Raw genomic sequence first — 25,682 nt, 5'->3', positions numbered from 1 at the left:
GGCCAGCCCCCCGGACCCCCCGAGATATTTTTAGCCAGATGAAGAGGATCCCCTCGATCTGGTGAGGAGATACAAGATGAGCAAGATGGCGGATTATGACGGCCCGATCCTTGAGATCGACAAGCTGTCGATTTCCTTCTTTACCCGCCTGCGGGAAATTCCGGCCGTGATGGATTTCTCTGTCAGTGTGCAACCCGGTGAAGCTGTTGGTCTGGTCGGTGAATCTGGTTGCGGTAAATCCACGGTGGCGCTGGGCGTCATGCAGGACCTTGGTAAAAACGGTCGCATCGTTGGCGGTACGATCAAGTTCAAGGGTCGTGATCTGGCGGAAATGAGTTCAGATGAATTGCGCGACATACGCGGCAATGAGATCGCGATGATCTATCAGGAGCCGATGGCCTCGCTGAACCCGGCGATGAAGATCGGCAAGCAGCTGATGGAAGTGCCCATGATTCACGAGGGCGTCAGCGCAGAAGAAGCGTATTCGCGCGCTCTGGAAGTTGTCACCGATGTGCGCCTGCCGGACCCCGAGCGAATGCTCAACTCGTTCCCGCACCAGCTGTCAGGCGGTCAACAGCAGCGCATCGTGATCGCGATGGCCTTGATGTCGAAACCGGCGCTGCTGATCCTTGACGAACCAACAACGGCACTTGACGTGACGGTTGAGGCTGCCGTGGTCGAGCTGGTGAAGGATCTGGGCAAGAAATACGGCACCTCGATGCTGTTCATTTCGCACAACCTCGGTCTGGTTCTGGAAACCTGCGACCGGCTTTGCGTGATGTATTCAGGTGAGGCGGTCGAGCGCGGCTCGATCAAGGATGTGTTTGATGAGATGCAGCATCCTTACACGCAGGCCCTGTTCCGGTCGATCCCGCTGCCGGGGGCCGACAAGAATTCGCGCCCGCTGGTGGCTATACCGGGGAACTTTCCTCTACCCCATGAGCGGCCCCCTGGTTGTAATTTCGGCCCGCGCTGCGACTATTTCGAAGAGGGTCGCTGTGACGCCAAGGACATCCTGATGGAGGCAGTGCCCGGAAATGACCGGCACCATACCCGTTGCCTGAAATTCAAAGAGATCGACTGGAACGCACCGATCACGGTGGGTGAACAGAAAGAGAAAGGTGAGATCGGCAGGGTCGTTCTGAAGATGGACAACCTCAAAAAATACTATGAGGTTGCGGCAAACGCCCTGTTCGGCGGTGGCGAAAAGAAGGTTGTGAAAGCAAACGAAACGCTCAGTTTCGAGGCGCATGAATCCGAGACGTTGGCCATTGTGGGCGAATCCGGTTGCGGCAAATCCACGTTCGCCAAAGTTTTGATGGGTCTTGAGACGGCCACGGACGGGCAGATCCTTCTGGACAACCGCAATATCGAACAAGTGCCCATAGAAGAGCGTGACGCAAAGACCGTTGGTGAAGTTCAGATGGTGTTTCAGAACCCGTTCGACACGCTGAACCCGTCGATGACCGTCGGGCGCCAGATCATCCGGGCATTGGAGATCTTCGGTGTTGGTAATTCCGAGGCCGATCGCAAGAAGCGGATGCTGGAACTGCTGGATCTGGTGAAACTTCCGCGCGCCTTTGCAGACAGGATGCCGCGTCAGCTGTCAGGTGGCCAGAAGCAACGCGTTGGTATCGCGCGCGCCTTTGCTGGTGATGCGCGCATCGTGGTGGCCGATGAGCCTGTATCGGCGCTGGACGTTTCGGTGCAAGCTGCGGTGACCGACCTGCTGATGGAAATTCAGCGCGTGCACAAAACCACGTTGCTGTTCATTAGCCATGACCTTTCCATCGTGCGATACCTCAGCGACCGGGTAATGGTGATGTATCTGGGCCACGTGGTCGAGTTGGGCACAACCGACCAGGTTTTTGCACCCCCCTACCACCCTTATACCGAAGCGCTGCTGAGTGCTGTTCCCATCGCCGATACATCGGTCGAAAAGCAGCACATCGTACTGGAGGGTGATATCCCTTCGGCCATGAACCCGCCACCGGGATGCCCGTTCCAGACACGGTGTCGCTGGAAGTCCGAAGTGCCTGACGGCCGCTGTGAGTCGCATGTACCGCCAGTGCAGACATTGGCCGAGGGTCATCAGGTAAAGTGCCACTTGTCCGAAGAGGTGCTGGCACGGATGCAACCCGTGATCAAAGTCGCGGCTGAATAGGTTTGCGGATCTTCACTGGAAAGGGCCGGTCGTTGACCGGCCCTTTCTGTTAGCGCCGCGTGTCACGAGGAGACAGGCGACGCTTGTGAGTGGTGGTTCCCTACAAGACTCTCAGCCGGTCATGACGTTGTTGCCGAAATGCATGAACTCCTGATCCATGCCTGAAATCTCTCCGGCCTCCAGTTTCAGGCTGGCACTGTCAAGCATCTGATAGCTTTTCTGCCCCTTTACCCACTCGTCCGCAGATTGCAGCGTGGTCAGCGTGTAAGACGTGACTTCGTTCAGGTAATGGGTTGGGATAATGATCTTGGGCTTTAGCTTGGCCACGATGTCATTACCCTGATCGAAACTCAGGATATGTTGCGAGCCGTCTACCGGCAGGGTCAGAACATCGACCTGTCCGACGGCGTCCCAAAACTCCTGCGGCGGGTTATGACGATTGTCACCCCAGATCAGCGTACGAATGCCGCCTGTTTCCACCAGATAGACCACCATATCCATATGACCCACATTGTTCGGTGGGCAGGCATCGACCCCAAACTCGGCCAGTGCATTGGTCCAGTTGTACCACCCCGGCGCCACGCAGGCATGTTTATCAGCAAAACCGGTGATCCTGATATCGGCGAATTCGAAATTGCCCACCATCCTGTCCAGCACCATGGTCGAGCTTGGGCGTTCGATCGCGTCGTGATCGAAATGCGCGTGGGTCGACAGGGTAATGTCTACCGGAATCTGGGGGAATTCATTGCGGAACCAAAGCCCCCACGCGCCCGACGGGTCATCACGCCAGGGGTCAAACAGGACCGTTGCGCCGTTGGGCGAGGTGATCTTGATGGCGCAATGGCCATAATAATCGATACCGACAACTCCGGCACTGGCCTGACCCGTCGATCCCTGCAGGTCAATCACATGGTTATTGTTCCCTGGCTGCAACCAGGCTTGCGATTGCGCTTCGGCCGGTTTCGCCCCCAGCACTGAAGCGGTCGCGCCAACACCGGCAGCACCTGCCGCCATGAAAAATGACCGCCGAGACAAGCCCGGTGCCAGATGATCCCTGTCCCCTTTCAGGATGGTCGGCTTCAGATCCTTGCGATCCATATCTATGTACCTCTCTGTTGGACGTGCGCCTTTTTTTCGCACCTCATCTCAAAGGGTAACAAGCTAAAGCACATCGGCTCAGACCGAAAAAATAGGGGTGGAATATGGGGGCAATCCCCATATTCGACATTCACGAAATCGAGAGCAAGTGACTGCGCAGGTTTTTATCCCGGCCCTCAAGTCCAAGTTTTCGGCGAATGTTGTTGCGGTGAAAATCAATTGTCGACGTCTCTCGGGACAGGGCCTTGGCTATGTCCTTCGTGGTTCTCCCAAACATGACCATCTGAGCAATTTCCATTTCTGTCGGGGTCATTGCCGCAAAGGCATCCGTCAACTTGTCAGACAGCGAAGACGTGATCTCGTTCAGGTTCTTCTCGGCCAGCTCAAGATAGACAAACTGCGCCTCATCCCCTGAAAGCTGCGCCCGAACCTTTTCAAGATACGGCAAAACTCTGCTGCGAACCTGCTCGACGATTTCGTGATCCCGGTTCTTGCGGTCATCGTCGAGACTTGAGAGCAATACGCGCAACGCTGTGTTCGTCTCCTGCAGCTCTCGGGTTCGATCCGAAACACGCGTTTCAAGCTGGGCAAGTGTTTCGTTCAGTTTCTCTTCCAACGCGCGTCTCAGATAAACCTCTTGCAACAAAGCCAAATCCGACTCGACCATGCGCGCGAACTGCGCCAACCCCTCACGGAATAACAAGGCTCGCCGGTTCTGTTTACGGTCCAGAACACAGATTGTGCCGAACACCGATCCATCGGGCCATTTCAGCGGTAAGCCGATGTAAAAGGTCATTCCGTGTTCCAGGTCGTCGTTGTCCGCCCAAACCGGATCACATTTGGCGTCTTCGACCACCAACTCTCCGTCACGCTCCAGAACACCCTTACAGTATAGCTTGGGGTTCAACTGGAAACTCAGACCGACCGGATATGGATTCTCGGGGTGATCGGATGTGATCAAAACCGCATGTTCCGGCGCATCGGTTTTCATGATCAGGCTTGCGGGCACGTCGGCCATTTCTGCGACCAGATCAACAAGTTGCTGCCAGTTTGCCAGCGTTTCTTTGGGAATCTGCGGATGATCAGCAGGCATAATGGGCCTCACCAGTTACTGGGCGATACCCTGTCAGGTTAGTTGGAGGCGTTGCACTGAATCAAGAATACGACACTCTGCAGCGCAGCATCAGTTTCAGCCGCCCCAGATAACCTTCACGTAGTTCTGGGTTTCCTTGTATGGCGGGATCCCACCGTGCTTTTCAACCGCATCAGGACCCGCGTTATAGGCCGCCAGCGCCAAAGGCCACGATTTGAACTTGCGGTACTGCCAAGACAGATATCTGGCACCGCCTTCGAGGTTCTGCTTGGGATCATGCGGGTTTACGCCCAAAAGCTCGGCCGTTTGTGGCATAAGCTGCGCCAATCCCAACGCACCTTTATGTGACTTCGCCTGTGGGTTCCATCCACTTTCCTGCTGCACCAGACGCAAAAAGAGATCTTCAGGGATGTTGTGAAGGCGAGCAACACGCCGTGCGATTTCCAGATATTCTCCACGATATTTTCCTGAATACCGTTTGCTGACCTGATCACGCGTTGTTTTGGGTTTCAGCCGGGCCGAGTCGCGGTACTGGGTTGCCGCACGAGAATCCAGAACCTTCGCCTGTTTCAGGAAGATATCCTTGCGGCTTTTGCTGGACAATGTTTGTGCCTGCACCGGCGCAACGGCCAATACAAGGCAGGCAACGGAAAACCCAGCAACCCAAGAACGCATCTTTGCTTATCCTGCTCGATCAAAACCAGTGGGAGTATAGGTATTCCCGCAAAAAATGAAAGCTTGGTAAATAGTACAGTAAGACTCTTGTTCGACAGTGTTGTATCAACTGTTTTCAACCATGATGCAGGCCGTATAGGGTCTCACGAAACTCATTGCGTCAGATTCGGCGCATTTACGCAGAACAGAACGAGGATTTACATGGCGGGTTCAGTCAACAAGGTCATTCTGGTGGGAAATCTTGGCCGCGACCCCGAGGTCCGGTCGTTCCAGAACGGCGGCAAAGTGTGCAACCTGCGCATTGCCACCTCGGAGAACTGGAAAGACCGCAACACAGGTGAGCGGCGCGAACGGACAGAGTGGCATTCGGTTGCCATCTTCTCGGAACCGCTGGCCCGCATCGCCGAGCAATATCTGCGCAAGGGCAGCAAGGTTTATATCGAAGGCCAGCTGGAAACCCGCAAATGGCAGGATCAATCCGGTCAGGATCGGTATACGACCGAGGTTGTCCTACGCCCCTATCGCGGGGAACTGACCCTGCTGGACGGTCGTGGTGAAGGCGGTGGCGGCAGCGGCGGCGGTTATGGTGGTGGCCAGGCCGGTGGCAGTTACGATGACCCCTATGGCGGTCCTTCCAGCTCTGCGGCACCAGCCTCGGGCGGAATCGACGATGACGAGATTCCGTTCTGACGTTGACCATGTCGATAGCGTAAAATCTTACCGTTTTTACAAATCAAAACAAAGGGCTGGCGCTTGCCAGCCCTTTTTTAGTGCCCTAAGCTTTTCAAATTATGACTGACCATTTGAAAGCGTAAATTATGAGGCTGAGAATCCAGACCATCAAGCTCGGATCAGGTTCGCCTTTACCAATGCTCCTGGACGACAACGGCGTGCCCCTCATCGCGCCGTTGATTTACAATTTGACGATGGTTCGTGGAGCTGGCCGAAGGTTCAACACGCAACAGAACATTCTCAGAACCATTCGCAAGGTCGAAAAATGGTCAATGAGCGAATTTGGCAGACGAATTGAAATTGCGATTCAGAATCACGAAGACTTCGATCACATCCGCATTGCCAGCCTCCGGGGATATCTTGAGATTCCAGAAAATATCCGAACAACCAAAGAAACGAATGTCACGGGTTTTCGAAACTCGGAGTTGCTGAGGAAAAGCTCTTTTCCGCCCAAGCGTGTGAATGCAGGGCAAACGACAAGGCAGTATCTCCTGGATGCATCTGGCTACATCCAATGGCTGATGAATGAGCACAAGCACTCGCGACGCTACCAAATTCACCAAAACCGACGTTAGTGCAGTCGCCGCGATTTAAGGCTCTGTCCCGCAATCACGCGACCCGGTCAATTATGAAACTTGCAACTGCAGCGAAAGTCCGGATTTGGGGGCCGTACCGCAGAATGGGAGGGTCCAACGAGTGACCGTTTTGGGCCGTCCTCATCCCAGCAAGATTTAACTACGATCTGATCCTGTACCTGCGCCAACGACTGCAAGAAGCCCAATTCGCACAATGCTGCGCGCGGCGAAAGGCGGTATTCGAAAAGTCGCCCTCGGCTGATGTGCGTCAACCGCCCCAAGTGTCTGACAGGATAAATCCGCCTGGGAAGGGATCACCAGGGTCCAACCCGATCTGGGACATGCCATAGATCCAGCACTGCCCGGTCACCCGCACCTGGCTTCCCTGGTAAGGGCCGATTTGTGCCTCTCCCATCAGTTCGGCGCAAAATTCCCCGCCGATTATCGACCTGGTGGTGATCTGATCGCCTTTCGCAATCTCTCCCCTGGCGTGCAGCACCGCCATCGTAGAATTGGTGCCGGTCCCACAGGGCGACCGGTCGGCGCGCGCCGGTTTCAGGGTCGTGCAATGGCGCATCGCCCCGTCCTCTTCTCGCGAGCGGAACATGACATAGGCGAGCCCGTGCACCTCGGCGATCTCAGGATGTACGACATCTGTTATTTCGGCAATCTGGTCGCGCAGAACAACCCCCGCTTCGGCAAGGGCACGCGCGTTTTCCGGGGCAATCGTCATGCCAACCTGATCCACATCAACCAAGGCATAGAACACGCCGCCGTAGCACAGGTCAAAGGCCACAGGGCCCCAGCGCTCGGTCTCAACCACGTCAGAAGCGGCCACGAACGAGGCTGGCATGTCCAGGCTGACACCCGTGACCTTGCCGTCCCGGCACGTCGCTGTCGCCCGCACCAGCCCGGCGGCGGTATCCAATGTCACCACGGTTTCCGGTTCAACCATCTCCATCATTCCGGTTTCCAAGATGGCGGTCACGGCACACATGGAATTTGAGCCGGACATGGCATGGGCTTGATCTGTTTGAAGCACGATCATCCCGAAATCTGCCTCCGGATGACAGGCCGGGGGGATCAATACAAAGGAATGATTTGCCGCCGCACGCGGTTCGGAGCAGAGCCAGCGGCGCAGGCTGTCATCGACCTCGTTAATATGGGCCAGCTTGGCTGCCATGGTGTCACCGGGAATGTTCAGAAAGCCCCCGGTGATGACCCGCCCGATTTCCCCTGCACAATGAACATCGACGGTCTGCAGCGTGCGTTTCCAGCGCATGTGCCTTACTCCTTGATGTACCAGCCCCAGGGGGCCGAGCGGTCATATGTGGTGATCTGTTTGGTCTCGAGGTAGTTGTTAAACCCCCATTCCCCCAGTTCCCGGCCTATCCCCGATTGTTTGTAGCCACCCCAGGGCGCCTCGGTGAACGTCGGCTGCGAGCAGTTTATCCAGACGATCCCGGCGCGAAAGGCGCGCGCAACGCGCTCTGCACGGTCCAGATCATTGGACAGAACCGCCGCGCCCAGACCAAAGCGCGAGCCATTGGCCAGGTCCACGGCCTCTTCTTCAGTTGAGAACCGGCGGATGCAGACCACCGGACCAAAGATTTCCTCGTTCCAGATCCAAGCGTCTGTTGGCACATCAGTGAAGATGGTGGGCTCGACATAGCAGCCATATTCCAACCCCTCCGGCACACCGCCTCCGGTGACGAGGGTGGCTTCGGTCTCGCCCTTCGCGATGGCCGCCAACACCTTGTCGTGCTGCGATGGGCTGACCAGAGGTCCAAGCAAAACACCGTCATCCAGCCCATGCCCGATCCTGATCTTGCAGGTCTCGGTGATCAGCCGCTCCATCAGTTCCGGGTAGATTTTTTCGTGGATCAGAACCCGGCTGGTGGCCGAGCAGACTTCGCCCTGATTCCAGAAAATCCCGAACAGGATCCATTCAACCGCCTCGGCGATATCGGCATCCTCGAACACCACCAATGGGGATTTACCGCCCAGCTCCAGCGAGATGGTTTTGATGTCCCGCGCGGCGGTGGCCATGATGCGGGAACCGGTCGGCACCGAGCCCGTAAACGCCAGTTTGTCGACGCCCGGATGTTCGGTGAGGGGTTGGCCTGCGTCAGGGCCAAAGCCGGTCACGATGTTCAACACACCCTCTGGCAGCCCCGCTTTTTGCGCGATCACACCCAGTTCCAGTGCCGTAAGCGGCGTCAATTCCGACGGCTTCAAAACCATCGAACATCCTGCTGCCAATGCCGGTGCCACTTTCCATGCGGCCATGAGCATCGGGAAGTTCCACGGGATTATTGCTCCAGCCACACCTATCGGCTCTCTGACAACTTTGGATTTGAACTCATCCATCGGCAGGATGATTTCTTCTTCGGAATTGTTGTCGAACCGCTCCGCCAAGTCTGCGTAGAAATTGAAGCACCCTGCGGTGTCTTCGATGTCCCAAACAGCCTCGGGTAAAGGTTTGCCGTTGTCACGCACTTCGATGCGCGCAAGTTCATCCGTGCGGACGGTGATCTCGTCGCCCATTTTGCGCAAGATGGCGGCACGTTCTGCGCCGCTCATCCGCGGCCACGGCCCCTTGTCGAAAGCTGTGCGAGCGGCTTTCACTGCAGCATCCACATCGACGGCACTGCCAGCCGCAACCCGATGAAACACAGTGCAGTCAGAGGGGTCGACCACGTCGAACATTTGGCCAGATGCGGGCGCAACCCACTCGCCATTTATGAACAGCTGATTTTGCATGGCTTGATTTCCTTCAGAAACGGTCAATTCGGTATGGGGACATGTCGATGGCTGGCCGACTTCCCGTAATCAGGTCGCCCATCAGATGAGCGCAAGTCGCAGTATAGGTAAGCCCCAGATGCCCATGCCCTGTGGCATAGAACACGCCCGGGGTCTTGGCCGACGCTGACATGACCGGAATCGTGTCGGGAAAGGCCGGTCGGTGGCCCATCCATTCGGTGAAGTCTTCGACTTGTAGGTTTGGCAAGGCCTCACGCGCCCGACGCACTGTGATCTTGGCACGGCGATAATCCGGGGCGGCGTCAAGGCCCGCCATTTCAACTGTACCACCCACTCGAATGCCGCCTGCCGTCGGGCTGACCATGAAGGCTTTTGCAGGCCAAATGATGGAATGCGCCATGTCGATCCCCGGCGCCAGCATCTGGGTGTGGTAGCCACGCTCAGTCTCCAGGGGCATTGGTTCACCCAAAAGCTTAGAGAGCCGCGATGTGAAGGCGCCCGCGCAAAGAACCACTTCGTCTGCTTGCAGACGCGCGACGCCCAATTGAACACCGGTTATCCGGGCGCTGCGTTCAAATCCGGTCACATCAGCGCGGCGTACGATACCGCCCAAGCCTTCGAAACGCTCTACAAGCCGCTCCACGAACTTAAAGGGATCCGCCAAAGTTCGATTGTCTGGCAGTAGGATGGCTTTGGTTATCTGATGGGTAATTTCCGGCTCGAGAATACGGATGGCCGCGGCGTCCAACACCTCATAGTCGAAGCCAAACCGTTCCAACATATCGATGCGTTCGCGGTCAGCCTGGAACTCGGCCTCATTGGCGTAAAGGGATAGGCACCCTGTTTGCGACAGCTGCTCCTCCATGCCAATTTCGGCCATCAGGCTCTGCGTGTCCGCCAATGAATGCTGACAAAGCGCCGCGCCCGCCGCTTCCAATCGCCTAACAGTGGACGGGCGGCTTGCAGCCAAAAAGCGGATGAACCAAGGGATCAGACGCGGCATGTAGCGCGGACTGACCCGGATCGGTCCTTCCGGGTCCATCATCCAGCCGGGAATCTGCTTCCATGTCGAGGGGCGCGCCACGGGCATGAATTCACTCACCGCAATCGACGCCATGTTGCCGAAGGATGCACCTGAACCGGGAGCGTCCCGGTCGATCAGCGTCACGTTTCGCCCTCGCTTCTGCAGGTCATAGGCGATGGCGGCGCCGATCACTCCGGCCCCGATGACAATTGTGGTTGTTGCAGTTGATGTGCTCATGGCACGCTACCTAAAATGCTGGACTTGGGGCGGCGGCCACCCCAAGCACAAGAGTCACATGGCCTGGATCGGCTCCAACGCCTCTTTCAAAGCGGCCTTTTCTTCATTGGTCAGCGGACCCAGAGGTGCACGGCATTCGCCCACCGGCAAGCCCTGCAGTTCGCAACCATACTTAATCTTTTGCACAAACTTGCCGCTTTCGAGGATGTTCATCGCACGGTAAAGCTTGGCCATGATTTCCTTTGCCTTGGTCAGCTCACCCGCCTTGTAGGCGCGATCCAGATCGCAGCAGGCTTTGGCCAGGAAATTCGACGGGCCGCAAATCCAGCTGTCCGCGCCCCAGAACATAAAGTCCAAAGCGATGTCGTCCGAGCCTGAGATCAGTTGGATCTTGCCTTCATACCGAGTGGCAATATCGATTGCGCGCTGCAACACACCCGAGCTCTCCTTGATTCCGATGACACGCGGGTTGTCTGCGAAGTGATCCATCAGCTCGAAACTGATATCGCTGCCGTCCTTGGCCGGGTAACTGTAAAGCACCAGATTCACATCAACCTCGGCCAGCACAGTTTCATAGTGCCTGATCAGTTCGTCCTGCGTCGGACGGGTGTAGAAAGGCGGCGCCAACAGCACGTTGTCATAGCCGATCTCCTTGGCCATGGCGGTCTGTTCGATCACTTGCCGTGTAGCGGGCGCGTTGGTGCCGGCGATCAGAATCTCGTCATCGTTGGCGAACTCCTTGACGAATTGCAGAACCTGCTGCCGTTCCTCGGTCGACTGGCTGAAATATTCGCCGGTCGAGCCATTTGGCACCCAGCCCGTCACGCCCGCATCCCGGAAATGGGTCAGGAGGGTTTCGAAGGCGTCAAAGTCGATCTTGTTCGCCGCATCAAACGGTGTGACCAAGGCGGGCATGACACCCGAGAGTTTCACATTGTAGCTCATATCAACTTCCTCAGATTACGGCGCGTTCGATGACGCGTTCGCCTTTGGCAAAGCGCTCATAGAGAAACGGTGACAGGTCCATCGAACGAAATTCGCCATAGATGATTTGCTCGGCGACACCCCGACCTACTGCGGGGCCTTGTTGCGATCCATGCCCTGATGATCCGTTGGTAAAATGGAAATTCGACACCTCGTCATGCGGACCTATCACCACGTTGAAATCGAACGTGTTGAAATCGTAGTGCCCAATCCAATAGTCGATGACTTCAACATCCTTGAACTGTGGAATACGGTTGCGGATGATCGGGTGAACCTTGTCTTCCCAGATGGTTTCCTCTGCCGAAAAGTCGTCTGGGTCGACGGTTGCATCCTCGCCCAGAGGCGGACAGCCAACCAGGTAATCATCGCCGAATTGTCGGAAATGCACGCCTGTCGGGTCGATGGTCAGGGGCAGGTCGCGATCCAGCGGTTTTTTGGCGCGGAAAATGAACGTATAGCGCCGCTTGGCTTGAATATCGAGTTTGACACCGGCCATACCGGCGATCGTTCCGGCACGGGTTCCTGCGGCATTGACGATGGCGCCCGCCGCAATGACTTCGCCTGTGGCGAGGGTCACGCCGGTTACCTTGTTGCGGTCGCGCGTGATCGCGGTGACTGTGTTCTGAACATAGTCGACACCGCCTTCGACCGACTTTTTGATAAGCCATTCGATCATCAGAGGGGCGTTGTAATAGCCTTCGTCGACGGTGTTCAGGCTGCCCGCTTCGATGTCATCGAGGTTGTAGAACGGATACGCTGCCGCAATCTCTTCGGGCGCCACCATTTTGGTGCCTGCACCACATTCCTCCTGAACGCTTTGGTCCCGTTGCAGAACCTTGGTCAAATCCGGGGAGTCAGAGAGATAGAGATAACCGAAGTTGCGGATGCTGAGTTCGGGCACCTTCGGGTCACCGCCCAGGTTTTTGCGAAAATCGCGCACGAACTCTGCCGCGTACTGCCCAATCTTCACGTTGATTGGGTTGGCAAACTGCTGGCGCATGCAGTTGTTCGAGGCCCCGGTCTGGGCCTTTGAGAAGGTCGGGTCGGGCTCAACCACAAGAACCTTGCCCTTGAAGTCAGGATTCGAGGCCAGAAACCACGCAGTGCAGGCCCCCATCGTGGCACCGCCGATAATCACGACGTCATAGGCATCATGCTTCGGGGTTGCTGAAAACACAGGGAGATCCATCTCCCAAGAGGAGTCTTTCGAAGTCGGTTTCATGATTTTGTCTTTCGCGCTGGAACTCGGATCAGACCGAGCGTGTAATGCCGCCATCCACGCGGATGTTCTGGCCAGTTATATAGGCGCCGCCTTCCGAGGCCAGGAAAGCCACGGTCGCGGCAACTTCGTCATACGATTTGCCGTACCGCTCCATTGGGATCTTCGCCAGGAAATCCGGGTTTTCCGGCAGGCTGTCGATGAAGCCCGGCAAGACGTTGTTCATACGAACGTTGTCGGCGGCGTATTTGTCCGCAAACAGCTTGGTATAGGCCGCAAGCCCCGCTCGCATCACGCCCGAGGTCGGGAAAACCGCATCGGGTTCAAACGCGGCAAAGGTCGAGATGTTGATGATCGTGCCCGACTTCTGTTCAAGCATAATCGGCGCTACAATCCGCGTGGCACGTACAGAGTTCAGGAAGTAAACCTCCATGCCTTCATGCCAGTCGTCGTCGCTGATTTCCAGCACCGGCGCCCGCGGACCGTGACCGGCCGAGTTGACCAGCACATCGACGCGACCCCATTTCTCTATGGCCGCATCGACGAGCTTCTGCATGTCCGCGCTGGATTTGTTGGTGCCGGTCACGCCGATACCGCCCAATTCCTGTGCCAGAGCCTCGCCCTTGCCCGACGAAGACAGAATGGCGACATTGAAGCCGTCAGCCGCAAGCCGACGGGCGCTGTCTGCTCCCATGCCGCTGCCGCCGCCCATAATGATCGCTACTTTCTTGTCAGCCATTTTCCGTCTCCGTGAACCTCGTTGTATCCGTCTGGGTCCAACATCGGGCCTATCACAGCATTTGACCAATCAGTAATTCTGTCTTAACGCTGTAGAAATTCTACTCCCTTGGAGCAAGTAACATGCGCAAGCTACCACCATTGAACTCTTTGAAGGCTTTCGAGGCTTCGGGGCGTCATCTAAATTTCCGGCTTGCGGCGGAAGAGCTTGGTGTCACCCAGGGTGCCGTTGCGCAACAGGTGCGCGCGCTTGAAGAGTTGTTGAAAATCAAACTGTTTGAACGACAAGCCCGCGGATTGTCATTGACGGATGAAGGCCGGAAATACCTTCCCCCGATCCGCCGCGCCTTCGAGATGATGGCCGAAGCAACAGCCAATCTGTCGCCTCAGGACACCGTGGTGACAATCAGCTCAACCCCCTCTTTTGCAACAAAGTGGCTGGTGCCAAAACTGGGGACACTTGCCCTGGATCACCCCGAGATTCGCGTTCGCATGGACGCATCGAACGCGCTTGCGAATTTCCAGACAGATGGAGTCGACATTGCGATCCGTCAGGGCAAGCCCCCCTTCGGGCCGGGCCTTCTGGCGGAGCTGCTGTTCAATGCAGAGCTGATTGCGGTCTGCCATCCGGACCTTGCCGATGGCTCGAACTCGATCCGTTCCCCACAAGACCTGTTGACCCAGGTACTGCTGGAAGACACTCATGGCCAATGGCCCCTGTTTCTCGAAGCCGCACTTGGCGATCAGCCTGTTTCGGCTCTCAAGACAATGGCGTTCAGCCAAACGTCGCTCGCGATTGATGCTGCAATTGCCCGACAAGGCGTGGCGCTGACGAACCGGGAATTTGTCGAAGCTGATCTTCAATCTGGCCGGCTTTGCCAGCCGTTCGATTTCTCGGTGACGACGGAAGAGGGATATTACGTGGTGGCCCCTCGAGCCCCCAGGAAACCTGAAGTTGTGGCAACAGTCAGGAATTGGTTGAAGGAACAAGCGTAGGTCGCAGGGCGGAAGAGCACTCATGTCCGCCGTTTCGTTCTAAAGCAATTGTGGCGCGCGATGGTTCCCCGACTTTCTCACCTTCTTTGCAATCGACAGCATTGTTCGCTCTTCTGAACTCCGCCTGTCTTCGAGCTTTGCTCGCGCAGCGAATGTCTCCTCTGATGAGCCGCACGGCAGCGATGGTGATCAAGGTCGAACGACGGCTATGTGCGGGATCGCCTCTTTCGGAAGTTTCGATAGGAGGGGCGAACTTCGTCGATCACGAACGCTTGCTACATGCGAAAAACTTCTGAAAATTGAAGCGCTAAGTTATGGTCGAAACGAGTGCAAAGTTTTTGAAAATATAAACGAATTTTCCCCGCATTGTCATGCGCCGCAGTGCAAGGAGTTACTCAAACCTACAGTTGGCGGAGGAATCGACGAGTTCAAAGGGGGTACGCGATGGTCGTTATAGTGCCACCCCATACTTCTGTTGAGCAAAACCGAAGGTTGCTTGATTATGGTCGACTTTAGGGTACATCGAGAAGTCCCAAGACAGGTTGGGTGATTTGGATGCTGTGTGAACCGAAATTGACGCAAAGAGCTTTGGCGTACAAAGCTGAGCTTTTTCAGCTGGTGCCACAGTTGCTTCAAGATTGTAAACTTTCAGTGGCATTTTCGCAGAATTTCCGGTCAAAGTTTACATCGCTGCTCCGAGCGGAGAGAACTGGAGCCGCTATAACCTTTGAAATCATGACCACTGCCACAGTTTACACTTATCATGGTCAACACAACCGTTCTAACCAAAGCGGAGTAACAATATGACATGGTCCTTCTCTCTCGGCCGATTGCTCGGTTCCGAACTGAGGGTCCATGTCACCTTTTTTCTGCTGCTGGCTTGGGTCGGTTTTGCCGCATTCTCGACCGGTGGCCTGCCAGCCGCGATTGAGAACCTTCTCTTTGTTCTGGCCCTGTTTGCCTGCGTTGTCGCGCATGAGTTCGGTCACGCTCTTATGGCGCGGCGCTATGGTATCAAAACCCCCGACATCACCCTTCTGCCCATCGGTGGCCTGGCCCGACTTGAGAGAATGCCGGAAAAACCGATGCAAGAGGTTCTGGTGGCGCTTGCGGGTCCGGCAGTGAATATCGCTATCTTCATTGGCCTTGCCGTGCTTGGTGCAGGGATGCCGCTTGAGACCCTCGCGCAATTGGAATCACCAAATGTGAGGATTTTGGACAAGCTGGCCTATATCAATCTGCTTTTGGCCATCTTCAACTTGATCCCGGCCTTCCCAATGGATGGAGGCCGCGTTTTTCGCGCCCTTCTCTGTTTGCGCATGAATCGCGTCAAAGCCACCCGAATTGCAGCGGTTGGTGGCCAGATTGTCGCTGTCGGGTTTGGATTTCTAGGGCTGAGCTCCGGCAATCCAATTCTGGTATTGATCGCCGTATTCGTGTTCTTTGCAGCGAATGCAGAAAGCCAGGATGTCGCTTTGCGATCCGCGGTCCGCCGTGTTCTGGCTCGTGACGCGATGATCACTGAATTTCATGCCCTGTCCCCCAGCGATACGCTAAGCACAGCTGCGCAAGCCGTCATTCACACCACACAGCACGAGTTTCCGGTACTGGACCCAAATCACACTTTGCTGGGCTTTGTGACACGCGATCGCCTGTTCACCGCTCTGGCAAGCGACCAGCCCAGAACTGCGCCCGCGACCTCGATCATGGATGCTGACGTTCCCACAGTCTTGCTCACAACCGGCCTTGAGGACGTACTGGAACACCTGCACAATGGTGCGCCGGCGATTGCAGTTCTGAGCCATGGCGGTCGTATGATCGGTTACATAACCCGCGAAAACATCGGCGAGCTGATGGTCATTCAGGGTCGTTAACCCCTGCGTCACACCGGGGCGAGAGCGTCCGACAGAACCGATAAAACCGCATCCTTCGGCACATCCGAGGTCACAAAAGCCTGACCAATTCCGCGGGCCAGGATAAACCGCAGCTGGCCGTCCACGACCTTTTTGTCCTGCCCCATCAGATCCACCAGTAGCTCGGCACTTGGCAATTCGCCCTGAATATCAGCCAGATCCGTTTTCATACCCATTGCCCGCAGATGAGCGCGTACCCGGCTTGGATCTTCTTGTGAACACAGCCCAAGGCGGGACGAAAGCTCGAACGCAAGTGCACAGCCGATGGCCACGCCCTCGCCATGCAAAAGACGGTCCGAATAACCAGTGGCAGCCTCCAAGGCATGACAGAAGGTGTGTCCCAGATTCAGCAGGGCGCGGTCGCCTTGTTCGGTTTCGTCCCGGGCCACGATATCGGCTTTCATCTGAACCGAGCGGGTTACGGCACGCACCCGCGCGGCCAAGTCGCCCGAGGACACGCTTTGCCCGTTCGCCTCAAGCCATTCAAAGAATTCCGCATCCCCAAGCAAGCCGTATTTCACCACCTCGCCATACCCTGAAAGAAAATCCCTCTGGGTCATGGTCTGCAACACAGATGTATCGGCCAGAACCAGCGATGGCTGATGAAAAGCGCCGATAAGGTTCTTCCCCTGAGGGGCGTTGATCCCTGTTTTCCCTCCGACGGAGCTGTCGACCTGCGCCAGCAAAGACGTGGGGATTTGCACGAACCGAACACCTCGGCGCAGGACGGCTGCGGCAAAGCCGGCAAGATCACCAATTACGCCGCCACCAAGGGCCACAACAACGTCGCTGCGTTCAACCTTTTCAGCCAACAGCCACTCAACCGCGCGTTCGAAATGAGGCCAGCTTTTGGTCGCCTCCCCGGCTGGCAAGGCCAGCGCGGACATTTCGATTCCGGCGGCTTTCAGACCCGCACGTAGTGCGTCCAGATGCAGGCCAGCTACGTTCTCATCTGTCAGGACGGCCACCTTGGGGCGCGCCAATAGCGGTGCAATCCAATCGCCTGCGCGCGCCAGAAGATCCGGACCGATCTCAACGTCATACGACCGGTCTCCAAGTTCAACGTGTACTCTTTGATGCATTATCTGATTTCCAAAACATCAGGGCGCGCCAATAAGGCGTCGACAACCCGGTCCACCATATTCTCGATCGAAGTTTCACCATCCGAATCCACGATCAAATCTGCCTCCGCGTAAACCGGAACACGCGCCTCGTAGAGGGCTTTCAATGTCGCATAAGGATCAGCAGTGCGCAGCAGCGGGCGCGTGTCCTTGTGGCGAACTCGGCTCCACAAAACTTTCAGGTCTGCCCGCAGCCAGACAGACGCCCCGCGCAAGGTGATCATACGCCGGTTGTCGGGCTGAAGAAACGCCCCGCCACCCGTTGAAAGGATGCCTTTTTTCTCGTCCAGCAGGCGGCTGATGACCTGTGTTTCCTTGGTGCGAAAAAACGGCTCCCCGTCCCGCTCAAAGATTTCGGGGATGGTCATGTTGGCGGCTGATTCGATTTCGGCATCACTATCCAGAAATGGAACACCCAGACGCGCAGCCAAGGCGCGGCCCACGGCTGTCTTACCAGCCCCCATCATCCCCACCAGAACCACGGTTTTGTGCAGAGCAAATCGGGTCTGCGCGTCCGCTGAGTGCGTGTTATGCTTAATTTCGCTCATTTCACCGTGAATGACGTGATCTTGGGAAAAATGCCAGTTATAACTTGGTCAAAACCAAAAATTGAGGCAGCGTGACGCCATGAGCCGTCTGATCAAATTCCTGATATATGTTCTGTGCCTGACATTCATCGGGCTGGTTGCCTATGCCTATGTCGGTCCATTCTTTGGTGTGGATTTCTCTGCGCCTCAAAGTGAAATTCGCGAGCCGGTTGTACTGGATGTCAACTAAGCAACTGCTTTTGGCAATCACACTGGCCGGGTCGGCACATGCGCAGGAACCCTTATCCGCCATCGAATGGCTGACAGACCCGCCGGAAAACCTGCCGGGAACCGTTCTGCTGGAACCACCGGTTACGCAAGATGGCGCATTGCCGGAAATTGAGGTGACTTCGCTTGAGGCACTATCGCAGCCGCTGGGCCTTGTTTCGTCCTCTGTCACCGGTCTGCCCGTCGACCTTTGGCAGGGCAGCGAGGCGGATCGCCTGGCCGAACTGATCGCCGACGTCCACGTGCGTGACAACCCGGCCATGCAGCGTTTGTTGTTCACGTTGCTCTTGTCTGAAACCCGCGCGCCGTCGGGACCTCTGGCCGAAGAAACCCTTTTGCTGGCCCGGCTGGATCGGTTGATGCAACTGGGTGCCGCTGATCCGGCACAATCGCTTGTTCAACTGGCCGGACCCACTGACACGCAGGACCGGTTCAAGCGCTGGTTCGATGCGACGCTCTTGACCGGGGACGAGGATCGCAGTTGTACCGCCCTTATTGCCGAACCGTATCTTTCGCGGGACTATGCGGCTCAGATCTTCTGCAAGGCCCGCCGCGGGGATTGGGCTTCGGCTGCGCTGACGCTTGAGGCGGCACATGCGCTTGAAATCCTTCCACCCGAGGATCTGGCGGTTCTGGACCGTTTCCTCAGCCCGGAACTGTATGAAGGCGCAGCTTACCTGCCGCAGCCGGAAAACCCTGATGCCCTGACGTTCCGTTTGTTTGAGGCAATTGGCGAACGGCTTCCTTCCGCTCCGCTGCCGCGGGCGTTTGCCAATGCGGATCTGCGCGATGTCGCGGGTTGGAAGGCACAGATCGAAGCAGCGGAACGGCTTACCCGTATTGGCGCATTAACCCCCAATCAGCTGCTGGGCCTTTATACCGAGCGTGATCCGGCAGCCTCAGGTGCTGTCTGGGATCGGGTGGCCGCCGTTCAGCGTTTTGAAAGCGCGTTAGACACCGGGAACGCGGAAGCGATCGGAAAGACTTTGCAACCGGTCTGGCAACAGATGCGCGGTGTCGGGCTTGAGGTTCCGTTTGCCGAACTGTTCGCCGAGCGCTTGTCGTCTGTCACATTGCCGGTTGCCACCACCGAAATCCTGCGCTGGCGTATTCTGATGCTGTCGGGGCTTTACGAACAGGCCGCCTTGGCAGCGCCCGACACATCCAACGAAACCCGATTTCTTGCCGCTTTGGCACAAGGTGACCCCGGGCGCGCGGTGTCCCCGTCCCCTTTGGCTGATGCCGTCGCTCAGGGGTTCGAATGGGCAGCGCCTGTGCCAGGCGACATTGATGCGTTGCTGACCAACGGTCAGTTGGGCGAAGCCATAATTGAAGCCATGCAATTGTTTGCACATGGCGCGCGGGGCAATCTGGTGGACCTGACAGCGGCAATTGCAACATTTCGGCGCGTTGGGCTGGAAGACACCGCGCGACGTGCGGCCCTGTCCCTTTTGATCCTGCAAAAGCGTTGATCATGGGCTCTCCGGCATCAGATGCACTGTGGATTTCAACGTTCTTGCAGGCGCAGGCGGCAGAGCTTGGCGCTGCGACCAATACGCTGCTGGCTTATGGGCGCGACCTGAAAGATTTTGCCGAATGGCTGGACCGCAAGAAATCCGGATTTGATCAGGCAGATCGCGACCTGATCGAAGCCTACCTGATCGACTGCGATGCACAGGGCTTGTCACGTTCGACCCGCGCGCGGCGTTTGTCTGCAATAAAGCAGCTGTACCGGTTTGCCTTCGAGGAAGGCTGGCGCGCAGCCAATCCTGCCATTCAGATCAAAGGTCCCGGCCGGCAGAAACGGCTGCCCAAGACGCTGGATGTGCCCGAAGTTGATCGTTTATTGGAGGCCGCCCGAAAAACCGGGAGAACCGAAGCTGACAGGCTAAGAAACACCTGCCTGATGGAGGTTTTGTACGCCACCGGAATGCGGGTGACTGAACTTGTCTCCCTGCCAGTCTCCTCGGCCCGTGGCGATCCCCGGATGCTGCTGGTGCTGGGCAAAGGGGGGAAGGAGCGAATGGTCCCCCTGTCGCCCCCGGCCCGGGATGCGCTGGCCGCGTGGCTGACCGCGCGGGACGAGGCCGAGGATTTGGCCGTGGAAAAAGGCGCTCAGCGCTCGCGCTTTCTGTTCCCATCACGCGGTAAGTCCGGTCATCTGACACGGCACAGGTTCTTTTTGCTGGTGAAAGAGCTGGCTGTACGCGGCGGTGTTTCTTCTGAAAAAGTCACACCACACACGCTGCGCCATGCATTCGCTACGCATCTGCTGGCCAATGGTGCTGATCTGAGATCGATCCAGACGTTATTGGGTCATGCAGACGTGGCGACGACCGAAATCTATACGCATGTTCTGGATGAACGTCTGGCGGAACTGGTGTTGCAACATCACCCGCTGAGCAAAGACCGCAATGAGGACAAAGGCTAAGACCTTGATCCAGCGGAGCGACGTCCCCATAACGGATGCAGTACACTAACCTATCAAGGACCAATGGAACCCTTACCTTCTATGATCGACGGCGCATTCTGGTTTACGACCGGCGCTATCCTGTTTCTGCTTATCCTGTCCGGATTTTTCTCGGGCTCGGAAACGGCGCTGACCGCCTCATCAAGGGGGAAACTGCGCGCTCAGGCCGACAAGGGATCGCGCGGGGCTAAAAAGGCGCTGGAAATCACCGACGACAACGAACGTCTGATCGGGTCGGTTCTGCTGGGCAACAACCTCGTCAACATTCTAGCTGCGTCACTGGCGACGGCGTTGTTCACACGTCTTTTTGGCGAAAGCGGCGTGGCATTGGCGACACTGGTCATGACCTTTTTGGTGCTGATCTTTGCCGAAGTTCTGCCCAAGACATACGCCATCACCAATTCCGAAAAGGCCGCTGCGGCCGTTGCGCCGATCATCAGCGTGGTCGTGACGGTATTTTCGCCTGTCGTCGCAGCCGTGCGGTTGCTGGTGCGTGGCGTATTGCGTTTGTTCGGAGTTCAGATCGATCCTGACAGCAACATTCTGGCCGTGCGCGAAGAAATCGCAGGCGCCCTGCAACTGGGCCATTCAGAAGGGGTTGTTGAAAAAGAAGATCGCGACCGCATCCTCGGCGCGCTGGATCTGGGCGACCGCACGGTGGAAGAGATCATGCTCCACCGTTCCAACATCGAGATGATCGATGCGAACGCCCCACCCGAAGCTATCCTGAGGCAATGTCTTGAAAGCCCTCACACTCGTCTGCCTGTTTTCAGGGACGAGCAGGAGAACATTGTTGGCGTTGTTCACGCCAAGGATTTGTTCCGCGCGATGTATGCACAGGCTGGCAGCAGCGACGGCGGCACCGACCGTCTGGCCAGCTTTGACATCGGCAAAGTCGCGAATGCCCCTTATTTCGTTCCAGAGACCACAACTCTGGATGACCAGATGCGCGAGTTTCTGCGAATGCACGCTCATTTTGCGCTGGTCGTAGACGAATATGGCTCATTGCGTGGCCTGATCACGCTTGAGGATATTCTCGAAGAAATTGTGGGCGAAATCGCCGATGAATTCGATATCGCCGAAGAGGTGCCGGTCATGCGGACGGATGATGGCCAATTCCTTGTCGAAGGCGCGATGACCATTCGTGACGCCAATCGTGCGCTGGACTGGTCGCTACCGGATGAAGAGGCCAACACTCTTGCTGGTCTGGTCATCCACGAAGCCCAGATGATCCCGGTTGTTGGGCAAGTATTTTCGTTCCATGGCTTCCGGTTTGAGGTCACAGCACGCGAAGGCAATCGTATCACAGCCCTGAAAGTGCGGCCCTTATAGGGTTTGGACGCAAGACAAAAACGACGCGCTCTGTCGCTCGTATGACAGAATGCTTAATCGTTGATCTGCACCGTCCTACCAGAAAAGGAGGAGCGGATGAAAAACACATGCCAGGTGGCCGTCATTGGTGGCGGCGTTGTCGGGTGTTCGGTTCTTTATCACCTGACCAAGCTTGGGTGGTCGGACGTCATGTTGCTGGAACGGTCCGAACTGACCAGCGGCTCGACCTGGCATGCAGCAGGCGGGTTTCACACCCTCAACGGCGACACCAACATGGCGGCGCTACAGGGCTACACGATCAGGCTGTATAAAGAACTGGAACAGATCACCGGCATGTCCTGTGGCCTGCACCACGTGGGCGGTGTGACACTGGCCGACAATCAGGACCGGTTTGATATGCTGCTGGCCGAACGCGCCAAGCATCGGTTCATGGGGCTTGAGACAGAAATCGTCGGCCCGGAAGAAATCAAAAAGATCGCGCCCATTACGAACATCGACGGAATTATCGGCGCTCTTTACGATCCGCTGGATGGTCATTTGGACCCGTCAGGCACCACCCATGCCTATGCCAAGGCCGCGCGAATGGGCGGCGCTACGATTGAAACCCATTGCATGGTGCGTGAAACCAACCAGCGCCCCGATGGAAGCTGGGATGTCGTCACCGACAAAGGCACAATCCATGCCGAACACATTGTTAATGCGGGCGGGCTTTGGGCACGCGAAGTTGGTGCCATGGCGGGTGTCTATTTCCCCCTGCACCCGATGGAGCATCAATACCTTGTCACAGACGCGATCCCCCAGATCGAAGCGATCATTGATGCGGGTGGCGAGCATCCGCATGTCATGGATCCGGCGGGTGAAAGCTATTTAAGGCAGGAAGGGCGTGGTCTGTGCATCGGGTTCTATGAACAACCCTGCAAGCCTTGGGCAGTAGACGGCACCCCGTGGGATTTCGGGCACGAGTTGCTGCCCGATGACTATGACAAGATCACCGACAGTATCGAATTCGCCTATCGCCGCTTTCCCGTGCTGGCTGAGGCCGGGATAAAATCGGTGATCCATGGGCCGTTTACCTTTGCCCCAGATGGAAACCCGCTGGTCGGCCCTGTACCCGGAATGCGCAACTACTGGTCGGCCTGCGGTGTCATGGCCGGGTTCAGTCAGGGTGGCGGCGTTGGCCTGACGCTGGCGCAGTGGATGATCGAAGGCGAGCCAGAGCGCGACGTGTTTGCCATGGATGTTGCCCGCTTCGGCGACTGGATCAGCCCAGGTTATACCCGCCCCAAAGTCATCGAGAATTATCAGAAACGCTTCAGCGTTGCCTATCCGAACGAAGAACTGCCCGCCGCACGCCCCAACCGCACAACACCAATGTATGACATCTTCAGCGATCTTGGCGCGGTTTGGGGGCAGCAATACGGCCTTGAAGTGCCAAACTATTTTGCGCAGGAAGACGAGCCGGGATTTGAAACGCCATCCTTCCGCCGCTCGAACGCGTTCGAGGCGACGGGGCGCGAAGTGCGGGCGGTGCGTGAAGCTGTAGGTATCAACGAGGTCCACAATTTCGGCAAATACCGCATCACCGGACCCAATGCTCGGAACTGGCTGGACCAGATCATGGCTGGTCGCATTCCGAAACCTGGTCGGCTGTCTTTGACCCCGATGCTGTCGCACAAGGGCAAGCTAATCGGCGATTTCACGGTTTCCTGCCTGAGTGACACTGAATTCCAGCTTACGGCGTCCTATGGCAGTCAGGCCTTCCACATGCGGTGGTTCCAGCAAAACGCTCAGGACGGTGTAACAATTAAAAACATCAGCGACCGGTTGAACGGTTTCCAGATTGCCGGCCCAAAGGCAACGCAGGTTCTGGCGACCTGCACACGAGACGACCTGACGGATTTCAACTTCCTGAACGTGCGACGGATGACTGTCGGCATGACCGACTGTATCGTTCAGCGTGTCAGCTATACGGGCGATCTTGGTTATGAAATCTATTGCGACCCCTTAGCGCAGCGTCAGCTTTGGTGGACGCTGTGGGAGGCCGGACAACCCCACGGAATTGTTCCGTTCGGAATGCGCGCAATGATGAGCCTGCGGCTGGACAAGTTTTTTGGCTCATGGATGCGAGAGTATTCGCCGGATTACACCGCCGCTGAAACGGGATTGGATCGGTTCATTGCATTCAGCAAAAACACCCGTTTCATCGGCCGCGATACAGCGGAATTAGAACGGGCCAACGGAACCATCCGCCAGTTGGCAGCCTTCGAGGTTGAAACAGACGATGCGGACGTCAACGCCTATGAACCGATCTGGCTGGATGGTTCGGTTGTTGGGTTCTGTACCTCCGGCGGCTACTCTCATTTTGCGCAGAAATCTGTCGCCATGGGCTTTCTGCCGTCCGGGCGCATAGAAGATGGTCTGGAGGTTGAAATCGAGATTCTGGGGCAGATGCGCAAAGCGAAGGTTATCTCGACACCTTTGTTTGACCCAGATGGCACACGCATGAGGGGATGACAGCACACATGACTGACAACAGTGTGGCGCAATGACCGAAATCCCCATCATCCTGCTTGCTGCCGGTCATTCCAGCCGTATGGGCGGGCTGGACAAGCTTATGCAGCAAATTGATGGCATTCCACTGCTGACCCGTACGGCGACCCTAGCGCGTGGCGTGGCACCTGTCCTTGTCGCCCTGCCACCGCGCCCGCATCCAAGATACGATGCTCTTGCAGGAATGGACGTACAGACCGTTCCCGTACCGGACGCGGCCGAGGGAATGAATGCCAGTTTGCGCACCGCCATAAAACACCTTCCTGTTGATGCACCCTCGGTCATGGTTTTGCTGGCCGACTTACCCGACCTGACCCAGACCGATCTGAGAACGATCTTGAAAGCACGCCAGTTGCATCCCGACAATGTAATCTGGCGCGGAACAACCGCAGATGGTAAGCCCGGGCATCCGGTGATCTTCGATCGGACGCTTTTCAGTCAGCTTTCGGCATTACACGGTGATCACGGCGCGCAGACGGTGGTCCGGTCACAACAAGGTGGCGTATTCCTGCAACCCCTGCCCGGCCAAAACGCGGTTTTGGATCTGGATACGCCGGAAGATTGGGACGCCTGGCGCAAAAAGTGTACTTCTTGAATAAACACGGCCCGGTCGATATCGACCGGGCCGGTGCCCAATACAGGACTACCACTTTCCACAATTCCAAAAGTTTGACCAATAGGTCTTAGAGACACTCTGGTTCCCTAGCCGCTAAACCTAAACAAGACCCCCTCGTTAACACGCCGCTAAAACTTCCGGTAACTGAGTTAGCCGCCAGCGCCCCCTAGCGCTTTTGGCTTCCCCTCACTTGGGCAATTTCATCCTCACTTATCCGATCCTTAGAAACAACGTAAAATTGGAAGAATAGGTTAATTTCGCGTGCCTCGATTTGGCTTTTAGGCAACATAGCACCAAGGCTTGCTCAACCTATAGGCGATCCAAGTCCGGTTCACGTATCATCGATTCGGGATTAAGCGCAAACTTATGCACCCATTCAGCTGCCTATCGGCAAAGTTACAGCGTCAAGCCCGAAGTTTCCCGGACTCGCCCACAACCATTGGAAGAGCAGCATTTTTCCCCACTGTTCAGTGAAAGCATTGTCAACAAAACAATGAAAATTCAACTTTTTTGAAAGTTTGACGTCTGTTTTGGCAACAATCCTCCGATTCGCCTTCGACCTCCTCG

At 56.6% G+C, this 25,682-nt stretch carries 22 protein-coding genes; 11 read left to right on the top strand and 11 right to left on the bottom strand.

Annotated elements, in window-relative coordinates; genetic code table 11:
• Positions 1 to 76: 76 nt before the first annotated feature.
• On the top strand, positions 77 to 2,164 hold the full coding sequence (locus tag ACR0BF_RS04895) for a dipeptide ABC transporter ATP-binding protein (protein ID WP_480472418.1): 2,088 nt from the start codon (positions 77 to 79) through the stop codon (positions 2,162 to 2,164).
• Positions 2,165 to 2,275: 111 nt separating this feature from the next.
• Here ACR0BF_RS04895 and ACR0BF_RS04890 read toward each other — a convergent pair whose 3' ends face one another.
• From ACR0BF_RS04890 to ACR0BF_RS04880, 3 genes are all read right to left on the bottom strand, one after another.
• The gene (locus ACR0BF_RS04890) at positions 2,276 to 3,262 is read right to left on the bottom strand and encodes an MBL fold metallo-hydrolase (RefSeq protein ID WP_480624394.1); all 987 of its coding nucleotides are present in this window, start codon (positions 3,260 to 3,262) and stop codon (positions 2,276 to 2,278) included.
• Positions 3,263 to 3,392: 130 nt separating this feature from the next.
• The gene (locus ACR0BF_RS04885; protein WP_480624393.1) at positions 3,393 to 4,355 is read right to left on the bottom strand and encodes a LuxR C-terminal-related transcriptional regulator; all 963 of its coding nucleotides are present in this window, start codon (positions 4,353 to 4,355) and stop codon (positions 3,393 to 3,395) included.
• A gap of 96 nt (positions 4,356 to 4,451) precedes the next feature.
• Positions 4,452 to 5,030 carry a lytic transglycosylase domain-containing protein gene (locus ACR0BF_RS04880; RefSeq protein ID WP_267363904.1) on the bottom strand — a complete coding sequence of 193 codons (579 nt, stop codon included), beginning with the start codon at positions 5,028 to 5,030 and terminating at the stop codon, positions 4,452 to 4,454.
• Positions 5,031 to 5,231: 201 nt separating this feature from the next.
• On the opposite strand from ACR0BF_RS04880, the gene ssb reads away from it, so the two are divergent.
• Together ssb and ACR0BF_RS04870 are read left to right on the top strand one after the other, a co-directional pair.
• Positions 5,232 to 5,720: a single-stranded DNA-binding protein gene (gene ssb / locus ACR0BF_RS04875; RefSeq protein WP_480607910.1), complete on the top strand. Its 489-nt coding sequence runs from the start codon at positions 5,232 to 5,234 to the stop codon at positions 5,718 to 5,720.
• Between the two features lie 128 nt (positions 5,721 to 5,848).
• Entirely contained in the window at positions 5,849 to 6,337 is a 489-nt protein-coding gene (locus ACR0BF_RS04870; RefSeq protein WP_480624392.1) for a hypothetical protein, read from the top strand.
• A gap of 268 nt (positions 6,338 to 6,605) precedes the next feature.
• Here ACR0BF_RS04870 and ACR0BF_RS04865 read toward each other — a convergent pair whose 3' ends face one another.
• From ACR0BF_RS04865 to ACR0BF_RS04840, 6 genes are read right to left on the bottom strand one after another with little or no spacing between them, the layout of a single operon-like run.
• Complete coding sequence (locus tag ACR0BF_RS04865; protein ID WP_480624391.1) at positions 6,606 to 7,619, bottom strand: proline racemase family protein; 1,014 nt, start codon at positions 7,617 to 7,619, stop codon at positions 6,606 to 6,608.
• 5 nt (positions 7,620 to 7,624) lie between these two features.
• Positions 7,625 to 9,100, bottom strand: coding sequence for an aldehyde dehydrogenase family protein (locus ACR0BF_RS04860; protein WP_480624390.1), 1,476 nt, complete (start codon positions 9,098 to 9,100; stop codon positions 7,625 to 7,627).
• 13 nt (positions 9,101 to 9,113) lie between these two features.
• Entirely contained in the window at positions 9,114 to 10,361 is a 1,248-nt protein-coding gene (locus ACR0BF_RS04855; protein ID WP_480624389.1) for an NAD(P)/FAD-dependent oxidoreductase, read from the bottom strand.
• A 54-nt stretch (positions 10,362 to 10,415) separates the two neighbouring features.
• The gene (gene dapA, locus ACR0BF_RS04850) at positions 10,416 to 11,306 is read right to left on the bottom strand and encodes a 4-hydroxy-tetrahydrodipicolinate synthase (protein WP_480476250.1); all 891 of its coding nucleotides are present in this window, start codon (positions 11,304 to 11,306) and stop codon (positions 10,416 to 10,418) included.
• Positions 11,307 to 11,316: 10 nt separating this feature from the next.
• Positions 11,317 to 12,567: an NAD(P)/FAD-dependent oxidoreductase gene (locus ACR0BF_RS04845; protein WP_480476252.1), complete on the bottom strand. Its 1,251-nt coding sequence runs from the start codon at positions 12,565 to 12,567 to the stop codon at positions 11,317 to 11,319.
• A gap of 28 nt (positions 12,568 to 12,595) precedes the next feature.
• Positions 12,596 to 13,303 (bottom strand): SDR family oxidoreductase, encoded by a 708-nt coding sequence (locus ACR0BF_RS04840; protein ID WP_480624388.1) that lies wholly within the window; start codon positions 13,301 to 13,303, stop codon positions 12,596 to 12,598.
• A gap of 122 nt (positions 13,304 to 13,425) precedes the next feature.
• Between ACR0BF_RS04840 and gcvA the strand changes: the two genes are divergently transcribed.
• Together gcvA and ACR0BF_RS04830 are read left to right on the top strand one after the other, a co-directional pair.
• A complete protein-coding gene (gene gcvA / locus ACR0BF_RS04835) occupies positions 13,426 to 14,298 on the top strand; it encodes a transcriptional regulator GcvA (protein ID WP_480604320.1) in 873 nt (290 codons plus the stop codon).
• Positions 14,299 to 15,101: 803 nt separating this feature from the next.
• Entirely contained in the window at positions 15,102 to 16,172 is a 1,071-nt protein-coding gene (locus ACR0BF_RS04830; protein ID WP_480516792.1) for a site-2 protease family protein, read from the top strand.
• Between the two features lie 8 nt (positions 16,173 to 16,180).
• Here ACR0BF_RS04830 and aroB read toward each other — a convergent pair whose 3' ends face one another.
• Both aroB and ACR0BF_RS04820 read right to left on the bottom strand, forming a co-directional pair.
• A complete protein-coding gene (aroB, locus tag ACR0BF_RS04825) occupies positions 16,181 to 17,293 on the bottom strand; it encodes a 3-dehydroquinate synthase (RefSeq protein ID WP_480624387.1) in 1,113 nt (370 codons plus the stop codon).
• Positions 17,293 to 17,880 carry a shikimate kinase gene (locus ACR0BF_RS04820; RefSeq protein WP_480493332.1) on the bottom strand — a complete coding sequence of 196 codons (588 nt, stop codon included), beginning with the start codon at positions 17,878 to 17,880 and terminating at the stop codon, positions 17,293 to 17,295. The genes aroB and ACR0BF_RS04820 overlap by 1 nt, the downstream gene beginning before the upstream one ends.
• A 79-nt stretch (positions 17,881 to 17,959) precedes the next feature.
• Here ACR0BF_RS04820 and ACR0BF_RS04815 point away from each other — a divergent pair, with 79 nt between their 5' ends.
• The 6 genes from ACR0BF_RS04815 (at position 17,960) to ACR0BF_RS04790 (ending at position 25,094) form a co-directional block, all read left to right on the top strand.
• The gene (locus ACR0BF_RS04815; protein ID WP_267363898.1) at positions 17,960 to 18,109 is read left to right on the top strand and encodes a hypothetical protein; all 150 of its coding nucleotides are present in this window, start codon (positions 17,960 to 17,962) and stop codon (positions 18,107 to 18,109) included.
• Positions 18,099 to 19,619, top strand: a complete 1,521-nt coding sequence (locus tag ACR0BF_RS04810; protein WP_480624386.1) for a hypothetical protein — start codon at positions 18,099 to 18,101, stop codon at positions 19,617 to 19,619. The genes ACR0BF_RS04815 and ACR0BF_RS04810 overlap by 11 nt, the downstream gene beginning before the upstream one ends.
• Positions 19,620 to 19,621: 2 nt before the next feature.
• Positions 19,622 to 20,578, top strand: a complete 957-nt coding sequence (locus ACR0BF_RS04805; RefSeq protein WP_480553326.1) for a site-specific tyrosine recombinase XerD — start codon at positions 19,622 to 19,624, stop codon at positions 20,576 to 20,578.
• A gap of 63 nt (positions 20,579 to 20,641) precedes the next feature.
• Positions 20,642 to 21,949, top strand: coding sequence for an HlyC/CorC family transporter (locus ACR0BF_RS04800; RefSeq protein WP_480622471.1), 1,308 nt, complete (start codon positions 20,642 to 20,644; stop codon positions 21,947 to 21,949).
• Positions 21,950 to 22,045: 96 nt separating this feature from the next.
• The gene (locus tag ACR0BF_RS04795; RefSeq protein ID WP_480622470.1) at positions 22,046 to 24,463 is read left to right on the top strand and encodes a GcvT family protein; all 2,418 of its coding nucleotides are present in this window, start codon (positions 22,046 to 22,048) and stop codon (positions 24,461 to 24,463) included.
• Between the two features lie 31 nt (positions 24,464 to 24,494).
• Positions 24,495 to 25,094, top strand: coding sequence for a nucleotidyltransferase family protein (locus ACR0BF_RS04790; protein WP_480553321.1), 600 nt, complete (start codon positions 24,495 to 24,497; stop codon positions 25,092 to 25,094).
• The last annotated feature ends 588 nt before the right edge of the window (positions 25,095 to 25,682 follow it).

The organism is Ruegeria sp. AG7, assembly GCF_056541545.1.
The sequence above is the reverse complement of the archived record's forward strand: the minus strand, read 5'-3'. Positions and strand labels throughout refer to the sequence as shown.

Excerpts from the sequence above, each read along its gene's own strand:
- ACR0BF_RS04840 (WP_480624388.1), bottom strand. The coding sequence starts at position 13,303 with ATGGCTGACAAGAAAGTAGCGATCATTATGGGCGGCGGCAGCGGCATG.
- dapA (WP_480476250.1), bottom strand. The coding sequence starts at position 11,306 with ATGAGCTACAATGTGAAACTCTCGGGTGTCATGCCCGCCTTGGTCACA.
- ACR0BF_RS04820 (WP_480493332.1), bottom strand. The coding sequence starts at position 17,880 with ATGAGCGAAATTAAGCATAACACGCACTCAGCGGACGCGCAGACCCGA.
- aroB (WP_480624387.1), bottom strand. The coding sequence starts at position 17,293 with ATGCATCAAAGAGTACACGTTGAACTTGGAGACCGGTCGTATGACGTT.
- ACR0BF_RS04790 (WP_480553321.1), top strand. The coding sequence starts at position 24,495 with ATGACCGAAATCCCCATCATCCTGCTTGCTGCCGGTCATTCCAGCCGT.
- ACR0BF_RS04890 (WP_480624394.1), bottom strand. The coding sequence starts at position 3,262 with ATGGATCGCAAGGATCTGAAGCCGACCATCCTGAAAGGGGACAGGGAT.
- ACR0BF_RS04830 (WP_480516792.1), top strand. The coding sequence starts at position 15,102 with ATGACATGGTCCTTCTCTCTCGGCCGATTGCTCGGTTCCGAACTGAGG.
- ACR0BF_RS04815 (WP_267363898.1), top strand. The coding sequence starts at position 17,960 with ATGAGCCGTCTGATCAAATTCCTGATATATGTTCTGTGCCTGACATTC.
- ACR0BF_RS04810 (WP_480624386.1), top strand. The coding sequence starts at position 18,099 with ATGTCAACTAAGCAACTGCTTTTGGCAATCACACTGGCCGGGTCGGCA.
- ACR0BF_RS04895 (WP_480472418.1), top strand. The coding sequence starts at position 77 with ATGAGCAAGATGGCGGATTATGACGGCCCGATCCTTGAGATCGACAAG.
- gcvA (WP_480604320.1), top strand. The coding sequence starts at position 13,426 with ATGCGCAAGCTACCACCATTGAACTCTTTGAAGGCTTTCGAGGCTTCG.
- ACR0BF_RS04885 (WP_480624393.1), bottom strand. The coding sequence starts at position 4,355 with ATGCCTGCTGATCATCCGCAGATTCCCAAAGAAACGCTGGCAAACTGG.
- ACR0BF_RS04800 (WP_480622471.1), top strand. The coding sequence starts at position 20,642 with ATGGAACCCTTACCTTCTATGATCGACGGCGCATTCTGGTTTACGACC.
- ACR0BF_RS04855 (WP_480624389.1), bottom strand. The coding sequence starts at position 10,361 with ATGAGCACATCAACTGCAACAACCACAATTGTCATCGGGGCCGGAGTG.
- ACR0BF_RS04870 (WP_480624392.1), top strand. The coding sequence starts at position 5,849 with ATGAGGCTGAGAATCCAGACCATCAAGCTCGGATCAGGTTCGCCTTTA.
- ACR0BF_RS04860 (WP_480624390.1), bottom strand. The coding sequence starts at position 9,100 with ATGCAAAATCAGCTGTTCATAAATGGCGAGTGGGTTGCGCCCGCATCT.
- ACR0BF_RS04845 (WP_480476252.1), bottom strand. The coding sequence starts at position 12,567 with ATGAAACCGACTTCGAAAGACTCCTCTTGGGAGATGGATCTCCCTGTG.
- ssb (WP_480607910.1), top strand. The coding sequence starts at position 5,232 with ATGGCGGGTTCAGTCAACAAGGTCATTCTGGTGGGAAATCTTGGCCGC.
- ACR0BF_RS04865 (WP_480624391.1), bottom strand. The coding sequence starts at position 7,619 with ATGCGCTGGAAACGCACGCTGCAGACCGTCGATGTTCATTGTGCAGGG.
- ACR0BF_RS04795 (WP_480622470.1), top strand. The coding sequence starts at position 22,046 with ATGAAAAACACATGCCAGGTGGCCGTCATTGGTGGCGGCGTTGTCGGG.
- ACR0BF_RS04880 (WP_267363904.1), bottom strand. The coding sequence starts at position 5,030 with ATGCGTTCTTGGGTTGCTGGGTTTTCCGTTGCCTGCCTTGTATTGGCC.
- ACR0BF_RS04805 (WP_480553326.1), top strand. The coding sequence starts at position 19,622 with ATGGGCTCTCCGGCATCAGATGCACTGTGGATTTCAACGTTCTTGCAG.